14 protein-coding genes and 1 tRNA gene are annotated in these 22,207 nt (G+C 69.3%); 5 read left to right on the top strand and 10 right to left on the bottom strand.

The window, feature by feature from the left end; genetic code table 11:
* Positions 1-30: 30 nt before the first annotated feature.
* Complete coding sequence (locus AB0411_RS10145; protein ID WP_366416942.1) at positions 31-480, bottom strand: DoxX family membrane protein; 450 nt, start codon at positions 478-480, stop codon at positions 31-33.
* Positions 481-669: 189 nt separating this feature from the next.
* Here AB0411_RS10145 and AB0411_RS10150 point away from each other — a divergent pair, with 189 nt between their 5' ends.
* Positions 670-1,887 carry an amidohydrolase family protein gene (locus AB0411_RS10150; RefSeq protein ID WP_366416779.1) on the top strand — a complete coding sequence of 406 codons (1,218 nt, stop codon included), beginning with the start codon at positions 670-672 and terminating at the stop codon, positions 1,885-1,887.
* 25 nt (positions 1,888-1,912) lie between these two features.
* Here AB0411_RS10150 and AB0411_RS10155 read toward each other — a convergent pair whose 3' ends face one another.
* The 3 genes from AB0411_RS10155 to AB0411_RS10165 form a co-directional block, all read right to left on the bottom strand.
* Positions 1,913-2,701 carry a GntR family transcriptional regulator gene (locus AB0411_RS10155; protein ID WP_366416780.1) on the bottom strand — a complete coding sequence of 263 codons (789 nt, stop codon included), beginning with the start codon at positions 2,699-2,701 and terminating at the stop codon, positions 1,913-1,915.
* 373 nt (positions 2,702-3,074) lie between these two features.
* Positions 3,075-7,067 (bottom strand): nSTAND1 domain-containing NTPase, encoded by a 3,993-nt coding sequence (locus tag AB0411_RS10160; RefSeq protein WP_366416781.1) that lies wholly within the window; start codon positions 7,065-7,067, stop codon positions 3,075-3,077.
* Positions 7,068-8,202: 1,135 nt separating this feature from the next.
* Positions 8,203-9,957 (bottom strand): DUF262 domain-containing protein, encoded by a 1,755-nt coding sequence (locus AB0411_RS10165; protein WP_366416782.1) that lies wholly within the window; start codon positions 9,955-9,957, stop codon positions 8,203-8,205.
* A gap of 197 nt (positions 9,958-10,154) precedes the next feature.
* On the opposite strand from AB0411_RS10165, the gene AB0411_RS10170 reads away from it, so the two are divergent.
* Positions 10,155-10,937, top strand: coding sequence for a hypothetical protein (locus AB0411_RS10170; RefSeq protein ID WP_366416783.1), 783 nt, complete (start codon positions 10,155-10,157; stop codon positions 10,935-10,937).
* Positions 10,938-12,033: 1,096 nt separating this feature from the next.
* Positions 12,034-12,333, top strand: coding sequence for a LacI family DNA-binding transcriptional regulator (locus AB0411_RS10175; RefSeq protein WP_366416943.1), 300 nt, complete (start codon positions 12,034-12,036; stop codon positions 12,331-12,333).
* 320 nt (positions 12,334-12,653) lie between these two features.
* On the opposite strand, the gene AB0411_RS10180 is transcribed toward AB0411_RS10175, so the two are convergent.
* The 3 genes from AB0411_RS10180 to AB0411_RS10190 all read right to left on the bottom strand — a co-directional run bounded on the left by AB0411_RS10180 (position 12,654) and on the right by AB0411_RS10190 (position 15,451).
* A tRNA-Pro gene (locus tag AB0411_RS10180) sits at positions 12,654-12,727 on the bottom strand.
* A 12-nt stretch (positions 12,728-12,739) separates the two neighbouring features.
* Positions 12,740-13,462 (bottom strand): integral membrane regulator, encoded by a 723-nt coding sequence (locus AB0411_RS10185; protein WP_366416784.1) that lies wholly within the window; start codon positions 13,460-13,462, stop codon positions 12,740-12,742.
* A gap of 1,062 nt (positions 13,463-14,524) precedes the next feature.
* Positions 14,525-15,451 carry a metallophosphoesterase gene (locus AB0411_RS10190; protein WP_366416785.1) on the bottom strand — a complete coding sequence of 309 codons (927 nt, stop codon included), beginning with the start codon at positions 15,449-15,451 and terminating at the stop codon, positions 14,525-14,527.
* Between the two features lie 127 nt (positions 15,452-15,578).
* Here AB0411_RS10190 and AB0411_RS10195 point away from each other — a divergent pair, with 127 nt between their 5' ends.
* Positions 15,579-16,043 (top strand): GatB/YqeY domain-containing protein, encoded by a 465-nt coding sequence (locus tag AB0411_RS10195; protein WP_366416786.1) that lies wholly within the window; start codon positions 15,579-15,581, stop codon positions 16,041-16,043.
* 246 nt (positions 16,044-16,289) lie between these two features.
* Here AB0411_RS10195 and AB0411_RS10200 read toward each other — a convergent pair whose 3' ends face one another.
* Positions 16,290-18,488: a transglycosylase domain-containing protein gene (locus tag AB0411_RS10200; protein WP_366416787.1), complete on the bottom strand. Its 2,199-nt coding sequence runs from the start codon at positions 18,486-18,488 to the stop codon at positions 16,290-16,292.
* A 382-nt stretch (positions 18,489-18,870) separates the two neighbouring features.
* Between AB0411_RS10200 and AB0411_RS10205 the strand changes: the two genes are divergently transcribed.
* A complete protein-coding gene (locus tag AB0411_RS10205; RefSeq protein WP_088799104.1) occupies positions 18,871-19,212 on the top strand; it encodes a WhiB family transcriptional regulator in 342 nt (113 codons plus the stop codon).
* Positions 19,213-19,520: 308 nt separating this feature from the next.
* Here AB0411_RS10205 and AB0411_RS10210 read toward each other — a convergent pair whose 3' ends face one another.
* Entirely contained in the window at positions 19,521-20,969 is a 1,449-nt protein-coding gene (locus tag AB0411_RS10210; RefSeq protein ID WP_366416788.1) for an ArsA family ATPase, read from the bottom strand.
* On the bottom strand, positions 20,966-22,018 hold the full coding sequence (locus AB0411_RS10215; protein ID WP_366416789.1) for an ArsA-related P-loop ATPase: 1,053 nt from the start codon (positions 22,016-22,018) through the stop codon (positions 20,966-20,968). Before AB0411_RS10215 ends, AB0411_RS10210 begins: the two co-directional genes overlap by 4 nt.
* Between the last annotated feature and the right edge of the window lie 189 nt (positions 22,019-22,207).

Consider the following 22,207-nt stretch of genomic DNA (forward strand, 5'->3'; position numbering starts at 1 on the left):
GGTCCGCCGCGCGGGCAGGGCGTGTCCGCCCTAGCCGAACAGGCCCAGCGCGCTGTCGAGCGACCAGCTCTGCCAGCTCATGGCGAGCAGCCCCGTGAGGGAGATCAGGGCCATCATCAGGTTCTGCCCCTGCTCCGCCCAGTCGTGGATCATCAGCACGAGGTAGACCAGGTTGAGCACCACCCCGGCGACCAGGGCTATCGGCGTCAGGAACCCCGCGATCAGTCCGAGGCCGAGGGCCAGTTCGGCGTAGGCGACGAGGTACGCCATCGGGCGGGGGCGGGGCTTGACGAACCGGTCGAAGCCCCTGCGGACCACGGGCCAGCGGTGCTCGGCCGCGATGCCGCCGGCCCAGGTGATGCCGCCGCCCGCGAACCAGGTCTTCTTGTCCTTGTGGCGCCAGCTCTCCAGCCACCACAGCCCCAGGCCGATACGGAGGACGGCGAGCCACTCGGCACCGCTGAGCCAGATCGTCTGCATGCTGTCCCTCGATTCGTCCACCTGATGTGACGATGCGTCAGTTCAGCGGATGCGGCGCCATCCCGCAAGAGGCGCAGTTCTCCCAGCTCGCCTTGTCGTCGCCGGGGCGAGCCCATAACCTCAAAACTGATGGGTCGTCAGAATCCGGGTTCCGGTGGGTGCCCACCGGCGGGCAGTTGGGGGTACAGCGTGAGCAGCAGCGAGAGCGGCACGGCGGAGCTTCCCAGGGTCATCAGCGTGGACGATCACGTGATCGAGCCCGCGCACCTCTTCGAGACCTGGCTTCCGCGGAAGTACCGCGACAAGGGGCCGAAGCCCTTCACCGCCGGGATCGGTGAGCTGGCGTACGTCGGCGGGAAGTACCGGTTCACCACCGACCCCGAGGGCCAGATCACCGACTGGTGGGAGTACGAGGGCCAGTTCTTCCCGTACAAGCGCATCATCGCCGCCGTCGGCTTCTCCCGCGACGAGATGACGCTGGACGGGATCACCCGGGAGCAGATGCGCCGCGGGTGCTGGGACCCCAAGGCCCGGCTGGCGGACATGGACGTCAACCACGTCGAGGCGTCGCTCTGCTTCCCGACCTTCCCGCGCTTTTGCGGGCAGACCTTCGCCGAGGCCGCCGACAAGGAGGTCGGGCTCGCCTGCGTCCGGGCGTACAACGACTGGATGGTGGAGGAGTGGTGCGGGGACAGCGGCGGCCGGCTGATCCCGCTGTGCCTGATCCCGCTGTGGGACATCGACCTGGCGGTCGCCGAGATCCGGCGCAACGCGGCGCGCGGCGTGCGTGCCGTGACCTTCAGCGAGATCCCCACCCACCTGGGCCTGCCGTCGATCCACTCCGGGTACTGGGACCCGTTCTTCGCGGTGTGCGAGGAGACCGGGACCGTGGTCAACATGCACATCGGGTCGTCGTCGCAGATGCCGGCGGCCTCGCCGGACGCGCCGCCCGCCGTGCAGGCGTCGCTGAGCTTCAACAACGCGATGGCGTCGATGATGGACTTCCTGTTCAGCGGCGTCCTCGTGAAGTTCCCGCGGCTGAAACTGGCCTACAGCGAGGGGCAGATGGGCTGGATCCCGTACGCACTGGAGCGCGCCGACGACGTCTGGGAGGAGCACCGGGCGTGGGGCGGGGTCAAGGACCTGATCCCCGAGCCGCCGTCGACCTACTACTACCGGCAGATCTTCTGCTGCTTCTTCCGTGACCGGCACGGCATCGAGGCGATCGAGACGGTGGGGGTCGACAACGCGACGTTCGAGACCGACTACCCCCACGTCGACTCGACCTGGCCGCACACCGAGAAGGTGGCGGCCGAGCACGTGGCCGGGCTCCCGGCGGACGTGACGTACAAGATCCTGCGGGGCAACGCCATCCGGATGCTGGACCTGCCGTTCGACCGGGGGTGAGGGCGTGCGCGGCGGCGCGCGGCGCTCACCACCTCTCCAGGTACGTGGTGAACAGCATCTCCGTGCGGTCGCCGGGCAGGATGACGTCGGAGACGTCCACGACCCGGTCGTCGATGCCGATCGAGGTCTTCCGGAGCACGAGCACCGACGACCGGGGCGGCAGCGCCAGCTCCGCCGCCTCGTCGGGCGTCGGCGGGCGGGCGGTCACCCGTTCCTCGATGTGGCCCAGCTCGATGCCGACGGTGTGGAGCTGCGCCTGCGACCCGCCCGGCCACGGCTCGTTGGTCTCGTCCAGCAGCTCGGGGTTCCCCGCGATCGCCTCGCGGACGAGGTAGGAGGTCACCAGGCTGAAGGGCGTGCTCTCGGCCGCGTACCGCGTGCGGTAGCGGCGTTCGAGCAGGGCGGTGCCCTCCGGCAGGGCGAAGGCCCGCGCCAGGCCCTCGTCCGCCTCGATCTCGCGGTACGACGCGTGAAAGACCAGGTCACGGCCCTGCAGGCCGGTCTCGTACTCCGTGGTGCCGTTCCGGGCCCGTTCCTCCAGCGGCCCGCGCGCCCGGCCCTTCTCCCACTGGTGGCGGAGATTGGTGCGCACGGCAGTGGTGTGCGGGCGCCGGACGACGTTGCCGCGCCCGGGCCGCCCCTCGATGAGGCCCTCGTCGCGCAGGATCCGCAGGGCGTCGCGGACGGCGGGCACGCCCTGTCCGAACTGCTCGGCGAGCTGCGCCTCCGGGGGCAGGGGGTCTCCCGGCTTCAGCCGGCCCGCCCGGATCGACCGCCGGAGCCGGTCCGCGATCCGCTCGTGCGCCACTGCCATGCGTGCTCACCGTTCCGTGCTCCGTGCGCCGGCCCGCCGGCCCGGCCGGACGGGATCAGCGTAAGAGCCGGGGAGAGGCACCGACGAGCGGAGGGCGTCCGTCCGGTGTCCGGCCGCCCGCGCACGGTGCCGGGCATGGAAATGCCCGATCGCTGGCGACGGGGGATGCACCAGCGATCGGGCTGACACCAAGATTAACAAGGCTGCTTGTCCGGTGGGAGCCAACTGCCCGGCTCCATCGGGGGTTTGTGAGCGGGATCACGCAGCGTGGTGCATCAAGGGGTGGAATCCGGGAGCAAAGGGTGCCCGCGGAGCCGGCCGGGGCCGCTCGCCCGGCGCCCGACGGCACGCGGCGGGCGGCGCCCCGGCTCCGTCACCCGTCGCACGACGGCGTGTACGGGAGGCGGGGCAGGTACTCGTGCCATTTCTCCGGCGTCAGGACGCCCCGGGTGGTCGCGCAGATGCGGTGGATCGCCTCGTCGGCGTCCAGGTTCCACAGCCGGACCGTATCGGCGCCGCTCGACACCGTGAGCATGTGGCTCCTGGGGCGGAACGACAGGAAATTGCCCGTTGTGGATTTGGGGCTCATCGACTGGCCGATGGGAGCCGCCTTGGCGGGCTGGGTGACGTTCCAGAGCCGGACCGTGTCGTCGTTGCCGCCGCTCGCCAGGGTGCGGCCGTCCTGGCTGAACGTCAGCGACACGATCGCCTCGGTGTGGCCCGTGAGGGTGGAGAGGCGGGTGGTTGTGCGGGGGTCGGCGACGTTCCAGAGCCGGACCGTGTTGTCGTCGCTGCCGCTGGCCAGCGTACGGCCGTCGGGACTGTAGGCGAGCCGGTTGACGGGGCCCAGGTGCCCCTTGAGCGGTGCGCCGAGCCGGCCGACGTGACGCGGGTCGGCCACGTTCCAGAGCCGGATGGTGCTGTCGGCACTGCCGCTGGCGAGCGTGCGGGCATCCGGGCTGAAGACGAGGGAGTTGACATAGCCCTTGTGCCCGGTGAGGAGCCCGCCGCGCCGCAGCGGACGGGACGGGTCACGGACGTCCCACAGCGCAATGGTGCGGTCGTCGTAGGCGGTTGCCAGGGTGCGGCCGTCCGGGCTGAAGGCGAGGGCGTCCGAGTACCTGGTCCGCAGCGTGACGGGCGGCCCGTAGGGGACGGGCCGCGCCGGGTCGGTGACGTCCCACAGGCGCAGGGTGCGGATTCCCGTCCGCACCGCGAGCGTGCGGCCGTCGGGGGAGAACGCCATCGCCCGCGCGTCCCCCTTCCCGGGCCGCAAGGGCCTGCCCAGCAGGGCGGGCCGCCGGGGAGCCCGCACGTCCCACAGCCGGATCCGCTGGTCGCGCGCGGCCGTGGCGAGCACCCGACCGTCCGGGCGGAACGTCCCGCTGCGACCGGTCATGTCCGACGCCGGTACGGACCAGAGGCGGGCCTTGTTGTCGCCGCTCCCGGTGGCGAGGGTCCGCCCGTCGGGGCTGAAGGCCAGGGTGTACATCTCGCCGCTGCTGCCGGCGAGCGGCTCGCCGACCTGCGACGGGTAGGCCGGATTGCCGACGTTCCACATGCTGGCCGTGTTGTCCGCGCTGGCGGCGGCGAGCATCCGTCCGTCCGGCCGGAAGGCCACCGACCACACGGGGCCGGTGTGGCCGGTGAGCGCCGCACCGAGGGGCGCGGCGTGCCGCGGGGCGGCCACGTCCCAGAGCCGGATGGTGGTGTCGTCGCTGCCGCTGGCGAGGGTGCGGCCGTCGGGGCTGAAGGCCACGGAGTGCACCGTGCCCTTGTGGCCCTTCAGCACCGGGCCGACCGGCGCCGGATGGCGCGGATCGGCCGTGTCCCACAGCCTGATCGTGTTGTCGTCGCCACCGGACGCCAGCGTCCGCCCGTCGGGGCCGAACGCCACGGCGCGCACGGCGGCGGTGTGGCCCTTCAGGACACCGAGGCTCCTCGGCCGGCGCGCGTCGGCCACGTTCCACAGACGGACGGTGTGATCTTCGTTGCCGGTGGCCAGCGTGTGCCCGTCCGGACTGAAGGCGAGCAGGAAGACCGTGCCGTCGTGGCCGGTCAGGGGCGCACCGATCGGGCGCGGCCGGCGGGGGTCGCGCACGTCCCACAGCCGGATCGTGCCGTCGTCCGAAGCGCTGGCGAGGGTGCGTCCGTCCGGGCTGAAGACGGCGGTGCTCACCCAGCTCGTGTGCCCGGTGAGGGGCTTGCCCAGGGGTGTGGGACGCGTCGGGTCCGCCACGTCCCACAGCCGGACCGTGCGGTCGTAGCTCGCGGTGGCCAGGATCCGTCCGCCCGGGTGGAACGCGGTGAGGTAGACGGCGCCGGTGTGGCCGGCCAGCGGCGTGGCCAGCGGCGCGTTCGCCGTCGAGATCAACCGGTTGCGGGTGCCCTTGTCGTCCGGCCGCAAGCGGTGTGCCACCAGGTCGAGCTGGGCGGACAACGACGGATCCGTGCCCTGGACGCGATCGGCCTCGGCGAGCACCTGCGAGAACACCGCGTCGTCCCGCTGCTGCCACGCGACCACCGCCGATCCGGCGGCCACGACCGCCAGCACGGCCAGCGCCGACACCGCGCCGCGGCTGATCCACGCCGTGCGCTTGCGCAGCTTGGCCGAGGCGGCCAGGAAGTCCACCGCGCTCCGGGTCAGATAGGTGTCGCCGGCGGACTTCGCCCAGGTACGGGCCTGTTCCAGACGCGAACCCCGGTAGAGGAGCGAGGCGTCGCGGTGGGAGTTCTCCCAGGCCCTGCCGTCCTCCTCCAGCCGCTGGCGCAGCAGATTGCCGCTCCGGTCCTCGTCGATCCAGTCGCGCAGCCGCGGCCAGGCGTGCAGCAGCGCCTCATGGGTGATCTCCACGGCGTCCGCGTCGAGCGTCACCAGGCGGGCGTGCACCAGCGCTTCGAGCGATTCCTCCGTCTTGTGGGGGTCCGTCGACTCCTCCGCCAGCTGGCGCCGCGTCCCCCGCCGGCGGGTGGCCTGGGTGTCCTCGCCCAGCCGGACGAGCCGCAGGAGGAGCAGGCGCGCGGCCGTGCGCGCGGTCGGGTCGAGACCGGACCAGGCCCGCTCGGCGGTGGCCGCCACCGCTCCCTGGATGCCGCCCGCCGCGCGGTAGCCGGCCAGCGTCAGCCGTCCCGCCTTCCGGCGCTGCCAGGTGGCGAGCAGGGCATGGGACAGGAGCGGCAGCACCCCCGCGTCATGGGTCCCGCCGGAACGGTCGGCGCTCACCTCCCGGACGATCAGCTCGGCCAGTCCCGGTTCGAGTTCCAGGCCCACGGCCTTGGCCGGCCCGGTCACCGCCTCGCGCAGCTCGGCGGTGGTCAGCGGCCCGAGCACCATGTGCCGGTGCTGCAGCGCGTCGGCGAGTTCGGGATGGCCCAGGCACTGCTCGTAGAAGTCGGCGCGTATGCCGAGGACGACGAGCACGGGGGCCGGGGCGCCCGGCTCGGCGGGCGTGCACGCCGCGTGGAGGACCTGGAAGAGGGTGCGCCGCTCGGCCTCGTCGGAGCAGAGCGTGAACGCCTCCTCGAACTGGTCCACGATGATGACCGGCCGGGCGGCGGCGGGCGTCCCGCGCCCCGCCCAGGCCGCGACGGCCTCCCGCACCGCATGCGCGAAGTGCCCGGTTCCGGGGTCCTGCGCGGCTGATTCCCCCGCGGCGGCGAGGACCTGCGCCAGCTCCGGTATCCGGGAGGTCAGCTCCGCGAGCGGATCGCCTCCCGGCACGAGCTGCAGCACCCTCCGCCCCCGGCCGTCCTCGCCGCCGGGTGCGCCGTTCCGCAGGGCGGGCACCAGGCCGGCGTTCAGCAGCGAGGACTTCCCGGCCCCCGAGGCGCCCACGAGCATCACCAGGCCCCCCGTCCCCTCCGTCGCGCGCAGTTGGGCGACGAGGGCGGCGGTGCACCGCTCCCGGCCGAAGAACCACCGGGCGTCCTGCTGACGGTACGAAGCCAGCCCGCGGTACGGGCACACGACGGGGGTCGCCGGCTCCTCGGCCGGCGGACGCCCCTCCTCTTCCGCCGGGGCCGCGGCACGGTCGCCGACCGCCCGCTCCCACAGACGCTGCCACTCGGCCACGTCGTACAGACCGGCGGACACCGGAGCGGGCCGCAGCCGCCGGGCCTGCGGGATCAGGATGTGCAGCACCGCGGCGAGCGCGGTGAACTGGGCGGGCACGTTTCTGGCCCGGCGCCAGTCGCTGATCCGCTGCACGGACACCCGTACGGGCCGCCCTCGTTCGTCGACCCGCTGCAGCCGGACGACCGACTCGGCCACCTTCTTGAGCGGAGGGTTGCCGGCCTCCTTGTACAGCAGCGCGAGACGCTCCGCGAAGGCTGTGCGCGCCCCTGAGTCGGAACTCAAGGTCTCCACCCCTTACTTCCCCCGCACCTGGACATCCGGACCGGAAAACTCACCTTAACGGCCTGACCTGCGGCGAAGCCGTCCGTCCGGCACCGGATCCTCCTCGCCCGGAGCCATAGCTGGCAGGATCACCGAGCAGCAGCGCAGCAACCGGGCACCACCCGGACAGGCCACCGGCTCACCTCTCCGACCGACGACTTCCGACGCATCTTGTCAGTCGCCGTCCGCCGAAGTCACGAGCCGATGCGAGGCCCGCGGCCCGGCACCCGAGCCGGGAGCCTCGCGGAGCCGCCCGTCCGGACGGCACCCGCGCCGACCACGGCTCCGGCCGTTCCCGCTCCGCGCCCACCGGCGCGGACCGACACCGCCCGCGCCGTTCGGCACCGGTCCCCACGTGGGGAGGGACCGGTGGCGAATGGCGCGGCGGGGGGCGGGGTGGTGGAGCCGGCGGGGCGCTGGCCGAAGAGCGAGTGCGCGCCGATGGGCCGCCTGGCACAAAGATCACGCAGCCGCACACCACGGACCGCCGCGATCCCATACGCTGACTCCCGCCCGCGCCGCGCAGCCCACCTCAACTCTCCACTCCGCGACCACGACCCGGCCCCTTCCGCACAGAGGCACCGGCCTGTTGCCGCCACTCAACGGATGCGGGAGGACCTGATGGCAGGTCTGACACGGGAACACGAAGAAGCGTTGGACGCCCACCTGGAGATGTGTTCCGCGTCACGCACCGCCCGATGCGGCAGGGGAGATACGACAAGGGCCTGATCCTCAGTGAGGATCAGGCCCTTGCCTGTGTTCCTTCAGTCGGGGTGGCGGGATGTGAACCCACGACCTCTTCGTCCCGCATCAGGTTCGGGGGTGAGCCCACCTTGCCTTCAAGGCGCTTCTTGCAGGTGACGGCGGTACAGCTGCACGAGAGGGCGGGAGAAGAACTCCTCCTAGGTGTCTCCCAAGTGAGAAGCGAGCTCATCTGGTCCGAGCCGGGTGCCGGCCCAGCCTGCGACTGTCCGCGGGAGCTCGGAGGTCACCGTGCAGCCTGTCTGGTATCTGCCGGCGTGCGCTCGCCTTGATGTCAGTCGCTGGAGCGAGTCTGGCGCTAGCCCTTGCAGCTTGGAGGTCACGGAAGTCTGCGCAAGCAGCTTCACAAACTACCGAAGCTTGGCCAGACGTTGAGCGCGACGCTTGCCAGATTCATCTGCCGCGCTTCGATGCCCTCCACGCGCCACTCGGCCTTGGCACGGTCCCAGAGCGACTCGACCTTCGTATGGGAGGACACCAGTAGCGCAGAACCTGAATAAAGGTGCTCCTTTTCCGGAAACGGCTGGTTGCTCAGATCACTTTTCTTCTTACCTGCCAAAAGTGTCAGGTTGCCCAGTCGCCCCACCCAGGCATCGTGATCATCTAGCATCGACCCCTTTTCTGGCTTGTGAGGGTAAATGTTTTCTACGTACACTTTCCCGTCACCCAGAACCACTTCTTCGCTGACGTCATTTTCCGCACGCAAGAAATGTTCGATCTTCGCGAGCAGGTAACGTGCCTGAGACTGCTTGGAAATCGAAGCTTCAGAAAAGTCGGACTTGAATGTCTCATCGTCCGGAATCCAGGCAACAATTTTCTGCAACGCTGACTCTATAGAATCACCCCTATACAGCCCTTTAGCTATGTCGAATATGTTTTCCTCGAGAAGAGTGGACTCCCGGCGGCCAACCATCGTCCATCGAACGTAGTAACTGATCGCGGCATCCACTAGCTGCTGAAGGCCGTCGTATGAAGTGCTCTCGGAGGCGGACAGCAAGAGCGGATATAGCGCGTCGGCACCCATTGCTTTGATCTCACCAAGGGAGGCATCAAATTCTCCGTGGCCAGTACTTCCCGTGATGAGTTCTGCGTACCTTCCAGCGGCACCTTCAAGCTCAGCAGAAAAGGCCCCGACCCCATAGCGCTGAGGGCGCTTATCGAAATGAACCGTTAGGTCTTTTCGGATTGTTGTATAGAGGCTATGCGACTTGACATCGCCATGCCTTGAAACCCAGAAGTGGCGCAAGAATTTCTCGATTTCCTCGCGCCGCTCAAAGTCGTCAAGCAGTGACCGCCACGCATCATTCACGCGGTACTTTTCATGGTCCCCAGTGCTCTTTTCCATCAGGAAGTTGCGGACTAGGTCTACCGTTGATAGGTCTTTCCCGCGGGAGTTAATCGTTTCGAATACTTCGTTTGCGTCGCTCGAATTGGGAGTCTGGATCTCAACGAAAACCAGACCATTGATCAAACATTCACGCAAAGAATCCAGGAAGTCCAGCCGGGAGTCGTCTTCTGGGTGGCGCTGTAGGAGGAAAGTGATCTTGTTGTGGAAGTTGCTGTACGCGTCCTGAATTAGTTTATGAGAGGGGCGAGTGGCGCCCTCAATTTTCGAACATTCACCTGTAATTTCACTCCAGTCTTGAATGTTGTCGCGAAAAAAGTCGCGATCGAAAAGAGAGAGAACGAGGAAGTACTCCATGGGCTCCTTGCGGCCAGACTTGCGCGCGATGTAGTCCCTCTGGATGTTATTTGCACTTGACATGCTTTCGGGGGATTTCATCTGCCACAAGATGTCTCGAATTGCCGCCAGCAGGATCGTTGACGTAGTCAGCCGCTGCTGACCGTCGAGAAGGGAGCGCCCCTGAACGGAGTCTGCCGTGATTGTGACTACCGGGCCAATGAAGTATTCAGAAGCCGATTCCTTGCCACTGTCGCGAGATTCCTTGAACTTCATGATGTCTCCCCAATAGACATCAACCTCCTTCTTGGTCCAGGAATATTGACGCTGGCTATCGTCAGGCACAGTGACGACTGGGTTGTTCGCCCCAATCAGTTGCCCCAGGGTCTGGCGCGCCGCCTGCTTGATGATGGCCATTCGCGTTCCTTTGCTAGCTAGGCAGGGAGGTCGAGCGTACCGCTCGAGCCACGTCGGCACGCGAGATAACAGAGATCCGTAGAGAACGGCTTGGGAATGCCTGCCGATACGCGAGAGTGTGGAGGCAGGCGCCGGCCGATGGTACCTTGGCCCGCACGCAGCGTTACCAAGGGTGCGGGATCAGCAAGGGGGAATGGATGAGCTTCTCGAACGAAAACACCGCGGCACATCACCTGTACACGCTCCTTCGCGATGTGCGCGATTCGGGGAAGACCTCATATGCGGCAGGGTGGGCTCGGGTACTCGACGCCCCTTGGGACAGTCCTGAGTTTGCGCGACGACATTCAGAGGTCGTTGCGCTTTTGCAACTCACTCTTCGGCAACTCAATGCACTACCGGAGCGATCGAGGTTGCGATCAGAACGCCACATCAATGCGTGGTGGATCGCCGTGATGCAGCCTCAGGCTGCCTGGACGGACACTAATCGCCCCGCCCATGGCCTGATAGACCAGAACGCCCTCGATCACCTTGAATCAACAGCGGAGCTCATCTCGGGAAACCTTGTGGGCTCCGACGCTGCGCCTCGGAGCGGTGACCTTGATGAGATGGCGAAGCAATGTCACGAATGGGTTGACCTGCTTAGTGCGATGAGTGAAGAAGAGCTTAACGGGCCGATGAGGGACGGCCTGATTTCTCAAGTCCGCCACCTGATTTGGCTAATCGAGCATGTCGACCTATTTGGCGGCGCACGAGTCGCACAAGAGGCCAACGGGGTGATCGGGTCCCTGACTCAGGCATCGGCAGTGCTGGTAGATCCGCGCCCGGAGTCGGCGAGCCGCTGGAAGTCCGGGTTTCTGGCATTGCTTGCGGCGTGCGTATTCTTCAATCAGGCAGCGCCAATCGCAACGGAATCCATCAGCTCAGGCGCCGATCTGGTGAGGGAAATTTCCTCTGTTGTAGACCAGGTCGGGGGCGAGTGACGCCGGCAGCGCAGCAGGGATTCGCCCTACTGTGCTGACTGGCTGGATTAAGATCGTCTGCCAGCGTCTGAGTGTCGGAGCTGCTGGCAGACGCCGCGTCATAGACAGAGCAGTGGCTCTTCCCTGGTTGCTGGCGAAGCAGTAGGGGGCAAGACGGGTCGTTACGGCCCGAAGAGGGCGAATGCTGACCTCCACAGGGAAGCAAGCATGCATAAAGGTGCCGGTGTCGGTTCGCGTGGCCCTTTTCCTCTGTGTGACTGAATGCATCAACAGTTCCCCAAGTGACCATGCGGAGACGCATCTCAGCGTCTGGCGATTGCTGAGTACGTAGGGGAACGAAGAGCGACGCCGACGCAGCTTTGTGTCCCAGGGTGACCTTGAGTCCGTATAAGGACGCGGCCACGCAGACAGAGCCCATCGCTGCCAAGTGCGAGACGTGGACTGTGTGCAGCAGAAGGTTCATGGCGCAGGCTCCGTGGTGTTCTCCCTGGCGGTCAGCGGCGAAGCTTGCGGATTCCCTGAATCCTCGGGACCAAGAGCCCCATCACTGGAGGCGTCCGACGCTGAAGGAATGCCCTCAGCGCCCTCCAAGGCTGAGTGCTCCGCAAGTGCTGGTGAGGGGCTGGCACCAGAACTTCCACATGCTGCGGACGCCTACCTGGAGTTCAAGAGCAACTTGAGCGCACCGGGTGGGAGTCTGGCGCGAGTCCGAGGAGCGTGCTCAAGATCATCCAGGCTGCCCACCTTGGAGAGAAAGGCCTCGTCCCCGTGATTGAGGCGCCGCCAATTGCGGCCCCTCTCATGGGGCCAGCGTAGGCGCTGTGTTGATGTAGCTGAAGGCCCGTTAGTTCAGACATATCCTCTGGAACCATTCGTGGCTATGGCGCTGCTTTCATGGGGCTTGTCCATAGTCACCTTCGACGCACGGGTGGCTCGGGGGCTCAGGGAAGTCCGGTGTCAGCGGCCGGCGTCCATCGTGAGCACGTACCTGCGGCCCACCGGCATCGAGTGCGTCGTTAAACGCGCACCGCGCACGTCGGGTGGCGACCGACGGCCTGCCCGCGCCACGGCAAGACCTATGCCACCCGGGGCGGTTATGCCGTGTACCGGAGAGGCCGAAGCGAAGCCGATCGATGCGGCAAGGCGTGCTGGCGTCTCCACCGGCACGGTGTCCAACGTTCTCAACCGACCCGCCGCCGTGAGCGAAGTGAGAAGAGTAGCGGTTCAGGAAGCAATCACCGCGCTCGGATTCACCCGAGGCGGGGCGCCGTGGACTAGGCGGCCCATTGGTGGCGAAACGGGTTCGCCACCTGGCCGCTCACGTCGGCCGCCTCGGGATGGAAACCGAAGAAGGCGCCGCAGGAGCGCGTCCCGTGCCGCTGCTTGCCAGCCGTAGCCGCGAGGTCCGGTACGGGGGCACCTGGACGGCTCGGTGCAGGTTCGCTACACCCACTTCACACGGCGGATGTGTGAAGAGCTGATGGCAGGTCTGACACGGGAGTGGGGGAGGTACTGGACGCGCGGCTCGCAATGTGTCCTACGTCACCCGTCGCCGTGGTCAATGAGTTGCTACAGGCCCGCTTGGCGGGGTGGCGATAGGCGCCGCTCGGAGACGAATTCCAAGATCTTCTCCCAGGTTTCTCCCAAGAGGGCAGGGAGAAACAGCAACGGCCTGATCCTCAGTGAGGATCAGGCCGTTGACCTGTGTTTCTTCAGTCGGGGTGGCGGGATTTGAACCCACGACCTCTTCGTCCCGAACGAAGCGCGCTGCCAAGCTGCGCTACACCCCGAAGCAACGAGCTCTACTTTAGCGGACTGATCCCCGTAGGTGAAATCCGGTTGTTGTGGAGCCGGGGAGCGGGCCTGACCTGGTCGACCCCGATGGCGATCAAGGGGAGGGCGCAGATGGCCACGGCGAGGGGGAGGGCGGTGGCGGCGGTGGGGGAGGGGGCGCCGGTGGCGGCGGGGAGGGCGAGGGCGAAGGCGAGGTGGAGCAGGGGGTAGGCCGGCCACTGCCAGGCGTACGACAGGTGGAAGCCGCGAGGGGTGGTGAGCAGCAGCCAGTCGGCGAGGGTGGCGAGGGGCGTGAGGGTGTAGAGGAGCTGGTGGGAGACGGCTTGGGCGGCGCCGGGAGTCGTGGCGGGCAGCGTGAAGGCGGTGTGGGCGGCCGGGAAGGCGTAGTGGAGGAGGGCGGGGAGGAAGAGGAAGGGGAACAGGGCGCCGGTGACGCGGGGGCTCACGGGGCGGCGGCCGGTCCAGGCGCGGTGGGCGGAGCAGGCGGCGACCACTGCCGCGGCGAGGTTGGCCTGCACGGAGAAGCGGGCGAGGAGCTGGACCGGGACCGTGGTGCCGAGGGCCGCCAGGACGAGCCCGGTCAGGGCGGCGGCGGTGATCAGGAGGCGGAAGGCGGCGGCCAGGGGGTGGCGGCTCGTGGGGGCGACGGCCGCTGCCGGGGTGCGGGCGGCGGCGCCGGCCGGGTCGGTGGCATGGCGCGTGGACTGCGAGGTCCGGGTGGGATCGGACATCCCTCCACGTTACGGGGATGATCAACAGCGGTGGGAGACCCCGTTCGGCAAAGGCCCCGGCCGCTTTTGCGTACGGCGGCCGCGCCCGCATTCTCGCGGGCGGAGCGCTTCGGCGGTCCCGCGGGCAGCCTCACGGGCAGCCCGTCGGCAGCCCGTCGGCAGCCCTCCGGCAGCCCTCCGGCAGCCCTCCGGCAGCCCTCCGGTGGGGGCCCAGTGGGGGTGATTGGGAGCGGACCGGAGTGCGGTGAAGAGTGGGGCCGGGGTGGGGTCGGAGCGCTGTCCGGACCGGGGTCAGGCTGGGGCCTTCCGAAGGGGCGAAGCGCCCGGGGGGACGTGTTCGTTCGGGGCCGAGTCCCGAGTCCCGGGTCCCGAGTCCCGGGTCCCGGGTCCCCAGGCCCGGGTCCCCAGGCCCGGGTCCCGAGTCCCAAGGCCCGCGGGCGCAGTCCAGTCCGGACGGGGGTGCCGCCCCCAGGCCGTGGACCGGCTCGGAGCTGCCCCCGGAGGCGCAGCCCGGGGGAGCTACCCCCCGGCTCGCGGTCCGAGGAACCGCCCATCCGAGGCCCGTAGCCCGGGGGAGCCGGGGGTCGCAGTCCGGGAGTAGGGCCACCCCGAGGTCGCAGTCCCGAAGCACTGCCACCCGGGGCCGTAGCTCGGGAACCGCCCGTCCGAGGTCGTAGCCCGGCGAAGCCGCCACCCGAGGTCGCAGCAGGGATACCGCCCCCCGGCCATAGCCCCAGGGGCCCGCACTCCGGCGACCTCCTCGCTCGGGACGGCAGCAGCCCGCTCGACCGAGGACCGCTCGACCGAGGACCGCTCGGGCGAGGACCGCTCGGGCGAGGACCGCTCGGGCGGGGATGCCCGAGCCGGAACCGGGCCGGCGGGAATCAGGCGGAGCGATGGCTTCCGGAAGGCCAGGGACCCGTGGCCCCCCGGAGCGATGCCTCCAAGAGGACCCGGAGCCCCAGCCCGCCGGACTGAGGAAGAGACGGGACCGGGGAAGAGACGGGACCGGGGAAGAGACCGGACCGGGGAAGAGAGGGGACGCCCCGCGCCCCCGCCCCCTCAGTCCCGCGCCGTCAGGGTGAGCAGCGTCGCCTCCGGGGGGCAGGCGAAGCGGACCGGGGTGTAGCGGTTGGTGCCGCAGCCTGCGGAGACGTGGAGGTAGGAGGTGTGGCCGGCGGCGGTGTGGGTGGAGAGGCCCTTCACCCGGTCGGTGTCGATGTCGCAGTTGGTGACCAGGGCGCCGTAGAAGGGGATGCAGAGCTGGCCGCCGTGGGTGTGGCCGGCCAGGATCAGCGGATAGCCGTCGGCGGTGAAGGCGTCCAGGGAGCGCAGATAGGGGGCGTGGACCACGGCCAGGGAGAGATCGGCGCCGGATTCCGGGCCGCCGGCGACCTCGGCGTAGCGGTCCCGCTTGATGTGCGGGTCGTCCAGGCCGGTCAGGGCGATCTCGATGCCCTCCAGCTTGAGGCGGCCGCGGGAGTTGGACAGGCCGACCCAGCCGGCCGCGTCGAAGGCGTCGCGCAGCTCTTCCCACGGGTTGTGGACGACGCCCACGGCGGGTGCGTTGCCGTTGAGGCCGTGGCGGCCCTGGGCCCGCTCGATGAGGTAGCGGGCGGGATTGCGCAGCTTGGGGCCGTAGTAGTCGTTGGAGCCGAAGACGTAGGCGCCGGGGAACTCCATCAGCGGGCCGAGCGCGTCCAGTGTCTCGGGGACGCCCTCGGTGTCGGAGAGGTTGTCTCCCGTGTTGATGACGAAGTCGGGGCGCAGCCCGGCGAGCGACTGCAGCCAGCGCTGCTTCTTGCGCTGCCCGCTGACCATGTGGATGTCGGAGACCTGCAGGACGCGCAACGGCCGCATGCCGCGGGGCAGTACGGGCACGGTGACGCGTCGGAGGCGGAAGGAGCGGACTTCGAAGCCGGCGGCGTAGGCCAGGCCGGCCGCGCCGACTGCGGTCAGGGTCAGGGGTACTCCGTATCGCGCGCGCATGCACCCATCGTCGCAGAGTGCGGGGGGTGGATGCAGCGGGTGGGAGCCGCCCGGCGCGGTGGCGGCATGGCGGCGCCGGGGGGAAAAGGCGCGGCGGTTGTCGGTGGGTGGGGGCATACTCGACGGCATGACCACGCTCAAGTCCAAGCTGCAGGACGACCTCACCGACGCGATCAGGGCGCGCGATGAGCTGCGCTCCTCCACCCTCCGTCTCACGCTGACCGCGATCCAGAAGGAGGAGGTCGCGGGCACCGAGGCGCGCGAGCTGTCCGACGGCGAGGTCGAGAAGATCATCACGCGGGAGGCGAAGAAGCGCCGGGAGGCCGCGGACGCCTTCGAGAAGGGCGGCCGCGGGGAGTCGGCCGAGCGGGAGCGCGCCGAGGGCGAGGTGCTCGCCGACTATCTGCCCAAGCAGCTGACCGACGAGGAGCTGGAGCAGCTGGTCGCGGCGGCCGTGGCGGAGGCGAAGGGCGCCGGTGCCGAGGGCCCGCGGGCGATGGGCGCCGTCATGAAGATCGTCAACCCGCAGGTGGCGGGCCGTGCCGAGGGCGGCCGGGTCGCCGCCGTGGTGAAGAAGCTGCTCGCCGGCTGACCCGCCGGACGGAGTCCTTGCGGGAAGAGTGAGGGGCGCCCCCATGGTGGGGCGCCCCTCATCGTCCGTGGTGCGGGCCGGTGCCCTGCGGCCGTAGTGGCCGGCGTCCTTCGCCGTACGGGCGGGCGCCCTTCGCCGTGCGGGCCGCCGTCCTTCTTCGTCGTACGGACGGCCCGCGCGGGCCCGGGCGGCGCAAGTCGCCCCGCGCCGGAGGCCGTTCGCCGGCCGCCGCGCACCGGCGACCGCTCACCAACCCCCGTTGCCGCCGCCCAGGATGTCCGGGAAGCCGGGGATGTGCCATCCGCCGCCCGGCTTGTTGTCGCCGCCGCGGCCGGGCTTGTGCTTGCCGCGGCCCTTGCCGCCCTCGTCGCCCTGGGCCTTGTCCTTGGCGGGATCGTCGATCGCGACGGTGGGCAGGGTGGGCGCGGGCCGGTCGGCCAGCGCGCCGGACATGGCGTCGCGCCAGATGGGGCCGGGGGTGTCCGCGCCGTAGACCTTGTCGTGGGGGACGCCGCCGATGGTGATGTCGTACATCTTGCGCTTGTGCTGCGGGTCGCCGACCCAGACCGCGCCGGCCGCGTTGGGCGTGTAGCCGACGAACCAGGCGGCGTAGCGGCTGTCGGTGGTGCCGGTCTTGCCCGCGCTGTCGCGGCCCTTGAGCCCGGCCTCCTTGCCGGTGCCGTCCTCGACCACGCCCTTGAGCAGGGTGTTGATCGTGTCCGCGGTCTTCTTGGACATCGCGGTGCGGCAGCTGGTCTGCGGGACCTTCAGCGACCGGCCGCGCGCGTCGGTGATCGACTCGATGGCCACCGGCGAGCAGTACCGGCCGCCGCCGGCGAAGGCGGCGTACCCGGCCGCCATCGTGAGCGGCGACATCTCCTGGGTGCCGAGCGTCATCGACGGGACCTGCTGCAGCGGCTTGCCGTCGGCCCGCTCGATGCCCATCTTCTGCGCCATGCTGACCACGGGGCAGACGCCGATGTCGCTGATCAGCTGCACGAAGTAGGTGTTGACCGACTTCGCGGTCGCCTCCTTCATGGCGTACGGGCCGACCTCTTCCTTGTTCTCGTTCTCGACGTTCTCGGAGCCGTTGCCCTGCCATGCGCCGTCGCAGGTCTGCACCGGGCTGGGATACGGCATCCGGTACGGCGACGGGTACTCCTGCTCCGGATCCGTCCCCTGCTCCAGCGCGGCGGCCGCGACCACCGGCTTGAAGGTCGAACCGGGCAGGTAGCCGGCGCCGCCGCCCATGTCGTGGTTCACCGAGAGGTTGATCACGGTCTCGTTCTCGCGGAAGCCGTACGGGCGCGACTGGCCCATGCCGAGGATCTTCCCGGTGCCCGGTTCGACGATGGTGGCCGCGGAGGCGACCGGGTCGTCCTCGTAGACGTGGTCCTTGAGCGACGCCTGTACCGACTTCTGGGTCTGCGGATCGAGGGTGGTGCGGATGGTCATGCCGCCCTCGTTCCAGCGCTTCAGGCGGACCTTGCGGCTCTTGCCGAACGACTTGTCGCCGAGGAAGGCCGTGCGGATGTAGTCGCAGAAGAAGCCGGCGCCGTGGGTGGCGGTGATGCAGCCGTTCTTGGGGCGGCTGACCGCGAGCTTGATCGGCTTCTTGGCGGCCGCGTCGGCCTGTTCCCGGGTGATGTCCTTCACGTCGGCCATCCGCTGCAGCACGGTGTTGCGCCGCCGCGTGGCCTCCTGCGGGTCGTTGAGCGGGTCGTAGCGGCTGGGCGACTGGACGATGCCCGCCAGCAGCGCCGACTCCCCCAGGTTCAGGTCCTTGGCGTGCTTGCTGAAGTAGCGCTGGGCGGCCGCCTCGATCCCGTAGGCCTGCTGCCCGAAGAACGTGATGTTGAGGTAGTTCTGCAGGATCTTCCGCTTGCCGAGTTCCTTCTCGACCTGGATCGCGTACTTGAGCTCCTTGACCTTGCGGCCGAGGGTCTGCTGGGTGGCCTGCGCGACCTTGTCCGGGTTGTCGCCCGCTTCCTCGATGAAGACGTTCTTCACGTACTGCTGGGTCAGCGTCGAGGCGCCCTGGGAGACGGCTCCGGACTGGGCGTTCTTGTTGAGCGCCCGCAGGATGCCCTTCAGGTCGATGGCGCCGTGCTGGTAGAAGCGTGCGTCCTCGATCGCGACGATCGCCTTCCGGATGTACGGCGACATGTCCTTGAGGCCGACGACCGTACGGTCACGGGAGTAGACCTTGGCGATCTCGCCGCCCTGGGAGTCCAGAATCCTGGTCCGCTGGCTGAGCGGTGGCGTCTTGAGGTTCGCCGGGATGTCGTCAAAACCCTCGACCGATCCCTTGGCGGTCAGGCCCAGCGCCCCGGCCGCCGGGAGCGCGAGGCCGGCGAGCACCGCTCCGGCCAGGACGCTGACACCGAGGAACTTGGCGGCCTGCTGAGTCTTGGACTGACCCCCGCCGTCGCGCTTCTTAGGCATGAGGGCAGCCTACGTTCTCAATCGCCGGACAGGGGCGCACCTGTTCGCCTAGCCTGTTCTCAGCTACCACAGCTGAACGGTTACGCCTGAGTTCGTCAACCCCCTCCTCCCGCGGGTCGCGCCCCCACGTACCCGTGTGTGTCGAGAGAAACCCCGTGTCAGGGCAGGGAACTGTCCTGCCTTGTGTGCAAAGTGATGTATGCCGTTCGGTCACTCCGTTGGGTGATCTGCCGCATACGCATAGTCCGTTCGGGCCATTCAAGATTGGGCCCGAAGGGGGTGTTGCGCCCTGCCTGCCTTCCGTAACGTCCTCAACTGGCAACGGTGAATATGCCGATTGCCGCCGTGGGGGAGCCTCGATTCGGGAGAGGACGGCGCCAGCATGAGCTGGGTAACCGACTGGAGTGCACAGGCAGCCTGCCGCACTACCGATCCGGATGAACTGTTCGTACAAGGGGCGGCGCAGAACCGCGCCAAGGCGGTGTGCACCGGATGTCCGGTACGCACGGAATGCCTGGCCGATGCCCTGGACAACCGGGTGGAGTTCGGCGTGTGGGGCGGGATGACCGAGCGCGAGCGGAGGGCGCTGCTGCGTCGCCGCCCGACGGTGACGTCATGGCGCCGGCTGCTGGAGACCGCGCGCACGGAATACGAGCGCAGCACGGGCATCTTGCCGCTGGACTGCGAGGACGAGATCTTCGACGAGTTCGCCGCGGTCGGGTAGGAGGGGAGTCACGGGCCCCGGCCCGTGGCCCGCAGGTCCGGCCGGTGAATTCGGCCGGGAAGGTTCGGCTGGTGGCGCGTTCTGGTCGTCGAGTGGTGACGTGCCATCAGTGTTCTTGAGGCATCCGGGAGTTGGGATGTCGAGGGGGTAGGCGAGGTGTACGGGCGTGCTGTTGTCCGGCGTGCCGCGTGCCGGGCTGTGATGTGCCATGCCACATGCCGGAGCGTGAGCGTTCGTGAGGGTGGTGGGTGCTGGGTGCGTGGTGCTGGGCGCCTTGGGTGGGCGGCCGGGCCGGTCGCGCGTACCGCTCAGTCGTCGGAGCCCTGGTCGGATGCCGTGGGGTCGTCGGTGTCGGTGGGGTTCAGCGCCAGGCGGTCGCCGATGGCACGCAGCCCCGCGAGGTCATGGACATCGCCGGGCAGCGCGGCGACCTCTGTCACCGGAACCTCGGGATGCAGCGCGGTGAAGCGGTCCCGCGTGCGACGTTCGCGCGCGAGGACCTGCATGCGTTCCGCGTGCAGTCGTAGCAGCCCGGCGGCCAGTTGCGCCGCCGAGGCTGACGTGGGTGTCACCTGCTCCGCCGCGGCAGCGGGGGAGAGGCCGCCGGCGGTACGTGGTCCAGCCTTCCCGGCGTCGAGATCCACAATGCCGGTGCTTTCAAGATTATTTTCTGCGCGGCCGGGAGCCCGGTCGGCGTCCGCGGCGGCGCCGGGGGCGGGGTCGTCCGCCGCGGCCGGGACATCCCCGGAGTCCGCCGAGGGGTCCGGCGCGCCGTCCGCGCGGGTGTCCTCCGCCCTGCGGTCCGTGAGGGCCTCCGCCGCCGCCAGGGCGCGCTCGGCGCTCAGTTGGGCGGCGCCGCTGCCGTGCACCCGGTTCAGCACGAGGCCGGCCAGCGGCATCTGCTCGGCGGCCAGCCGCTCGACGAAGTACGCCGCCTCGCGCAGCGCGTCCCGCTCCGGCGCGGCCACCACGAGGAACGCCGTGCCGGGCGCCTGCAGCAGGCGGTAGGTGGCGTCGGCGCGGGTGCGGAAGCCGCCGAACATGGTGTCCATCGCGGCCACGAACGTCTGCACATCGCGCAGGAGTTGACCGCCCATGAGCTTGCTGAGGGTGCCGGTCATCATCGACATGCCGACGTTGAGGAACTTCATGCCGGCCCGGCCGCCGACCTTCGCCGGCGCCATCAGCACCCGGATGAACTTGCCGTCCAGGAAGGACCCGAGACGCTTCGGCGCGTCCAGGAAGTCCAGCGCGGAGCGGCTCGGCGGGGTGTCGACGACGATCAGGTCCCATTCGTCGTTCGCGCGGAGCTGGCCGAGCTTCTCCATGGCCATGTACTCCTGTGTGCCCGCGAAACCGGCAGACAGGGACTGGTAGAAGGGGTTCTCCAGGATGGCGCGGGCCCGGTCGGCATCCGCATGGCCCTCGACGATCTCGTCGAAGGTGCGCTTCATGTCCAGCATCATCGCGTGGAGTTCGCCGCCCGCGCGCTCGTCGACGTCCTTGACCCGGCGCGGGACGTTGTCGAGCTCGGAGATCCCCATGGACTGGGCCAGCCGCCTGGCCGGGTCGATGGTCAGCACGACGACCTTGCGGCCGCGCTCGGCGGCGCGTACGCCCAGGGCCGCGGCGGTCGTGGTCTTGCCGACGCCGCCCGAGCCGCAGCACACCACGATGCGGGTGTGCGGGTCGTCGATCAGCGCATCGACCTCGAGCCGCGGGGCCGAGGCGTCCAGCGTCGTGTTGTCCGAGGTCATATGGGCCCCTGTTTCCGCAGGTCTCTCGCCAGGTGGTAGAGCCCGGCGAGGTCCACTCCCTCGGGGAGCAGCTCCAACTCGTAGGTGGGCAGGCCGAGGGCGGAGAGTTCGGCGTACTCGGCGCGCTCCAGCTCGACCCGCTCGGCGTGTTCGCGCGCCTGCTCCAGCAGGGGGTCGATCAGACGGTCCGCCAGGCCGCCGCGGCGGGCGCCCCCGAGGCCGGCTTCGGAGAGCGCCTTGGCGACGCCCGTACGCGCGCCACGGGCGGCGATGTCGAGGTCGCCGTTGTCCAGCAGGGCCGGGCGGGTCATGTTGATGACGACGCCGCCCACGGGGATGCCGGCGGCGCGCAGCTCGGCGACGCCGTCCGCGGTCTCCTGGACGGGCATCTCCTCCAGGAGCGTCACCAGGTGCACCGCGGTCTCGGGCGACTTCAGGACCCGCATCACGGCCTGTGCCTGATTGTGGATCGGGCCGATCTTCGCGAGTCCCGCGACCTCGTCGTTGACGTTCAGGAAGCGGGTGATGCGGCCCGTCGGCGGGGCGTCCATCACGACCGCGTCGTAGACGAACTTCCCGCTCTTGTCCTTGCGGCGGACCGCCTCGCACGCCTTGCCGGTCAGCAGGACGTCCCGCAGGCCCGGCGCGATGGTCGTGGCGAAGTCGATGGCGCCGAGCTTCTTCAGCGCCCGGCCCGCGCTGCCGAGCTTGTAGAACATCTGGAGGTAGTCCAGAAGGGCGCGTTCGGCGTCGATGGCGAGGGCGTGGACCTCACCGCCCGCCCGTCTGCCGCCGCGGGAGGGCTCTCCCGCGGACTCCGCCCGGGCGGATCCCCACGGCGAGGCACCCTCCGATGCCGGACCCACCGCGATCTTGCGTTCCTCATAGGGAAGCGCTTCCGTTTCGAACAATTGGGCAATGCCCTGCCGGCCCTCGACCTCGACCAGGAGGGTACGGCGCCCCTCGGTGGCCAGGGCCAGGGCGAGGGCGGCGGCGACCGTGGTCTTGCCGGTGCCGCCCTTGCCGCTGACGACATGGAGCCTGCTCACGCAAAGGAGCCTAACCAGTCCGCGTCCCGGCTACGCACGGGATACGCCTGGGAGGTCCCGGATAATCTGCCCGCGATCCCTCCGGGAAAGGTCGGGGATGCTCCGTAGGGGTCTGCGGGGAGCCCCGCGGAACGCCGCACCGGACGGGCGGGACGCCCCGCGGCGGACGGCGTCCGCAGCCGCCGTGGA

The organism is Streptomyces angustmyceticus, from assembly GCF_040701845.1.
GTDB classification, from domain to species: Bacteria; Actinomycetota; Actinomycetes; order Streptomycetales; family Streptomycetaceae; genus Streptomyces; species Streptomyces angustmyceticus_A.

Excerpts from the sequence above, each read along its gene's own strand:
- AB0411_RS10145 (WP_366416942.1), bottom strand. The coding sequence starts at position 480 with ATGCAGACGATCTGGCTCAGCGGTGCCGAGTGGCTCGCCGTCCTCCGT.
- AB0411_RS10155 (WP_366416780.1), bottom strand. The coding sequence starts at position 2,701 with ATGGCAGTGGCGCACGAGCGGATCGCGGACCGGCTCCGGCGGTCGATC.
- AB0411_RS10165 (WP_366416782.1), bottom strand. The coding sequence starts at position 9,957 with ATGGCCATCATCAAGCAGGCGGCGCGCCAGACCCTGGGGCAACTGATT.
- AB0411_RS10170 (WP_366416783.1), top strand. The coding sequence starts at position 10,155 with ATGAGCTTCTCGAACGAAAACACCGCGGCACATCACCTGTACACGCTC.
- AB0411_RS10175 (WP_366416943.1), top strand. The coding sequence starts at position 12,034 with ATGCCGTGTACCGGAGAGGCCGAAGCGAAGCCGATCGATGCGGCAAGG.
- AB0411_RS10185 (WP_366416784.1), bottom strand. The coding sequence starts at position 13,462 with ATGTCCGATCCCACCCGGACCTCGCAGTCCACGCGCCATGCCACCGAC.
- AB0411_RS10190 (WP_366416785.1), bottom strand. The coding sequence starts at position 15,451 with ATGCGCGCGCGATACGGAGTACCCCTGACCCTGACCGCAGTCGGCGCG.
- AB0411_RS10195 (WP_366416786.1), top strand. The coding sequence starts at position 15,579 with ATGACCACGCTCAAGTCCAAGCTGCAGGACGACCTCACCGACGCGATC.
- AB0411_RS10200 (WP_366416787.1), bottom strand. The coding sequence starts at position 18,488 with ATGCCTAAGAAGCGCGACGGCGGGGGTCAGTCCAAGACTCAGCAGGCC.
- AB0411_RS10205 (WP_088799104.1), top strand. The coding sequence starts at position 18,871 with ATGAGCTGGGTAACCGACTGGAGTGCACAGGCAGCCTGCCGCACTACC.
- AB0411_RS10210 (WP_366416788.1), bottom strand. The coding sequence starts at position 20,969 with ATGACCTCGGACAACACGACGCTGGACGCCTCGGCCCCGCGGCTCGAG.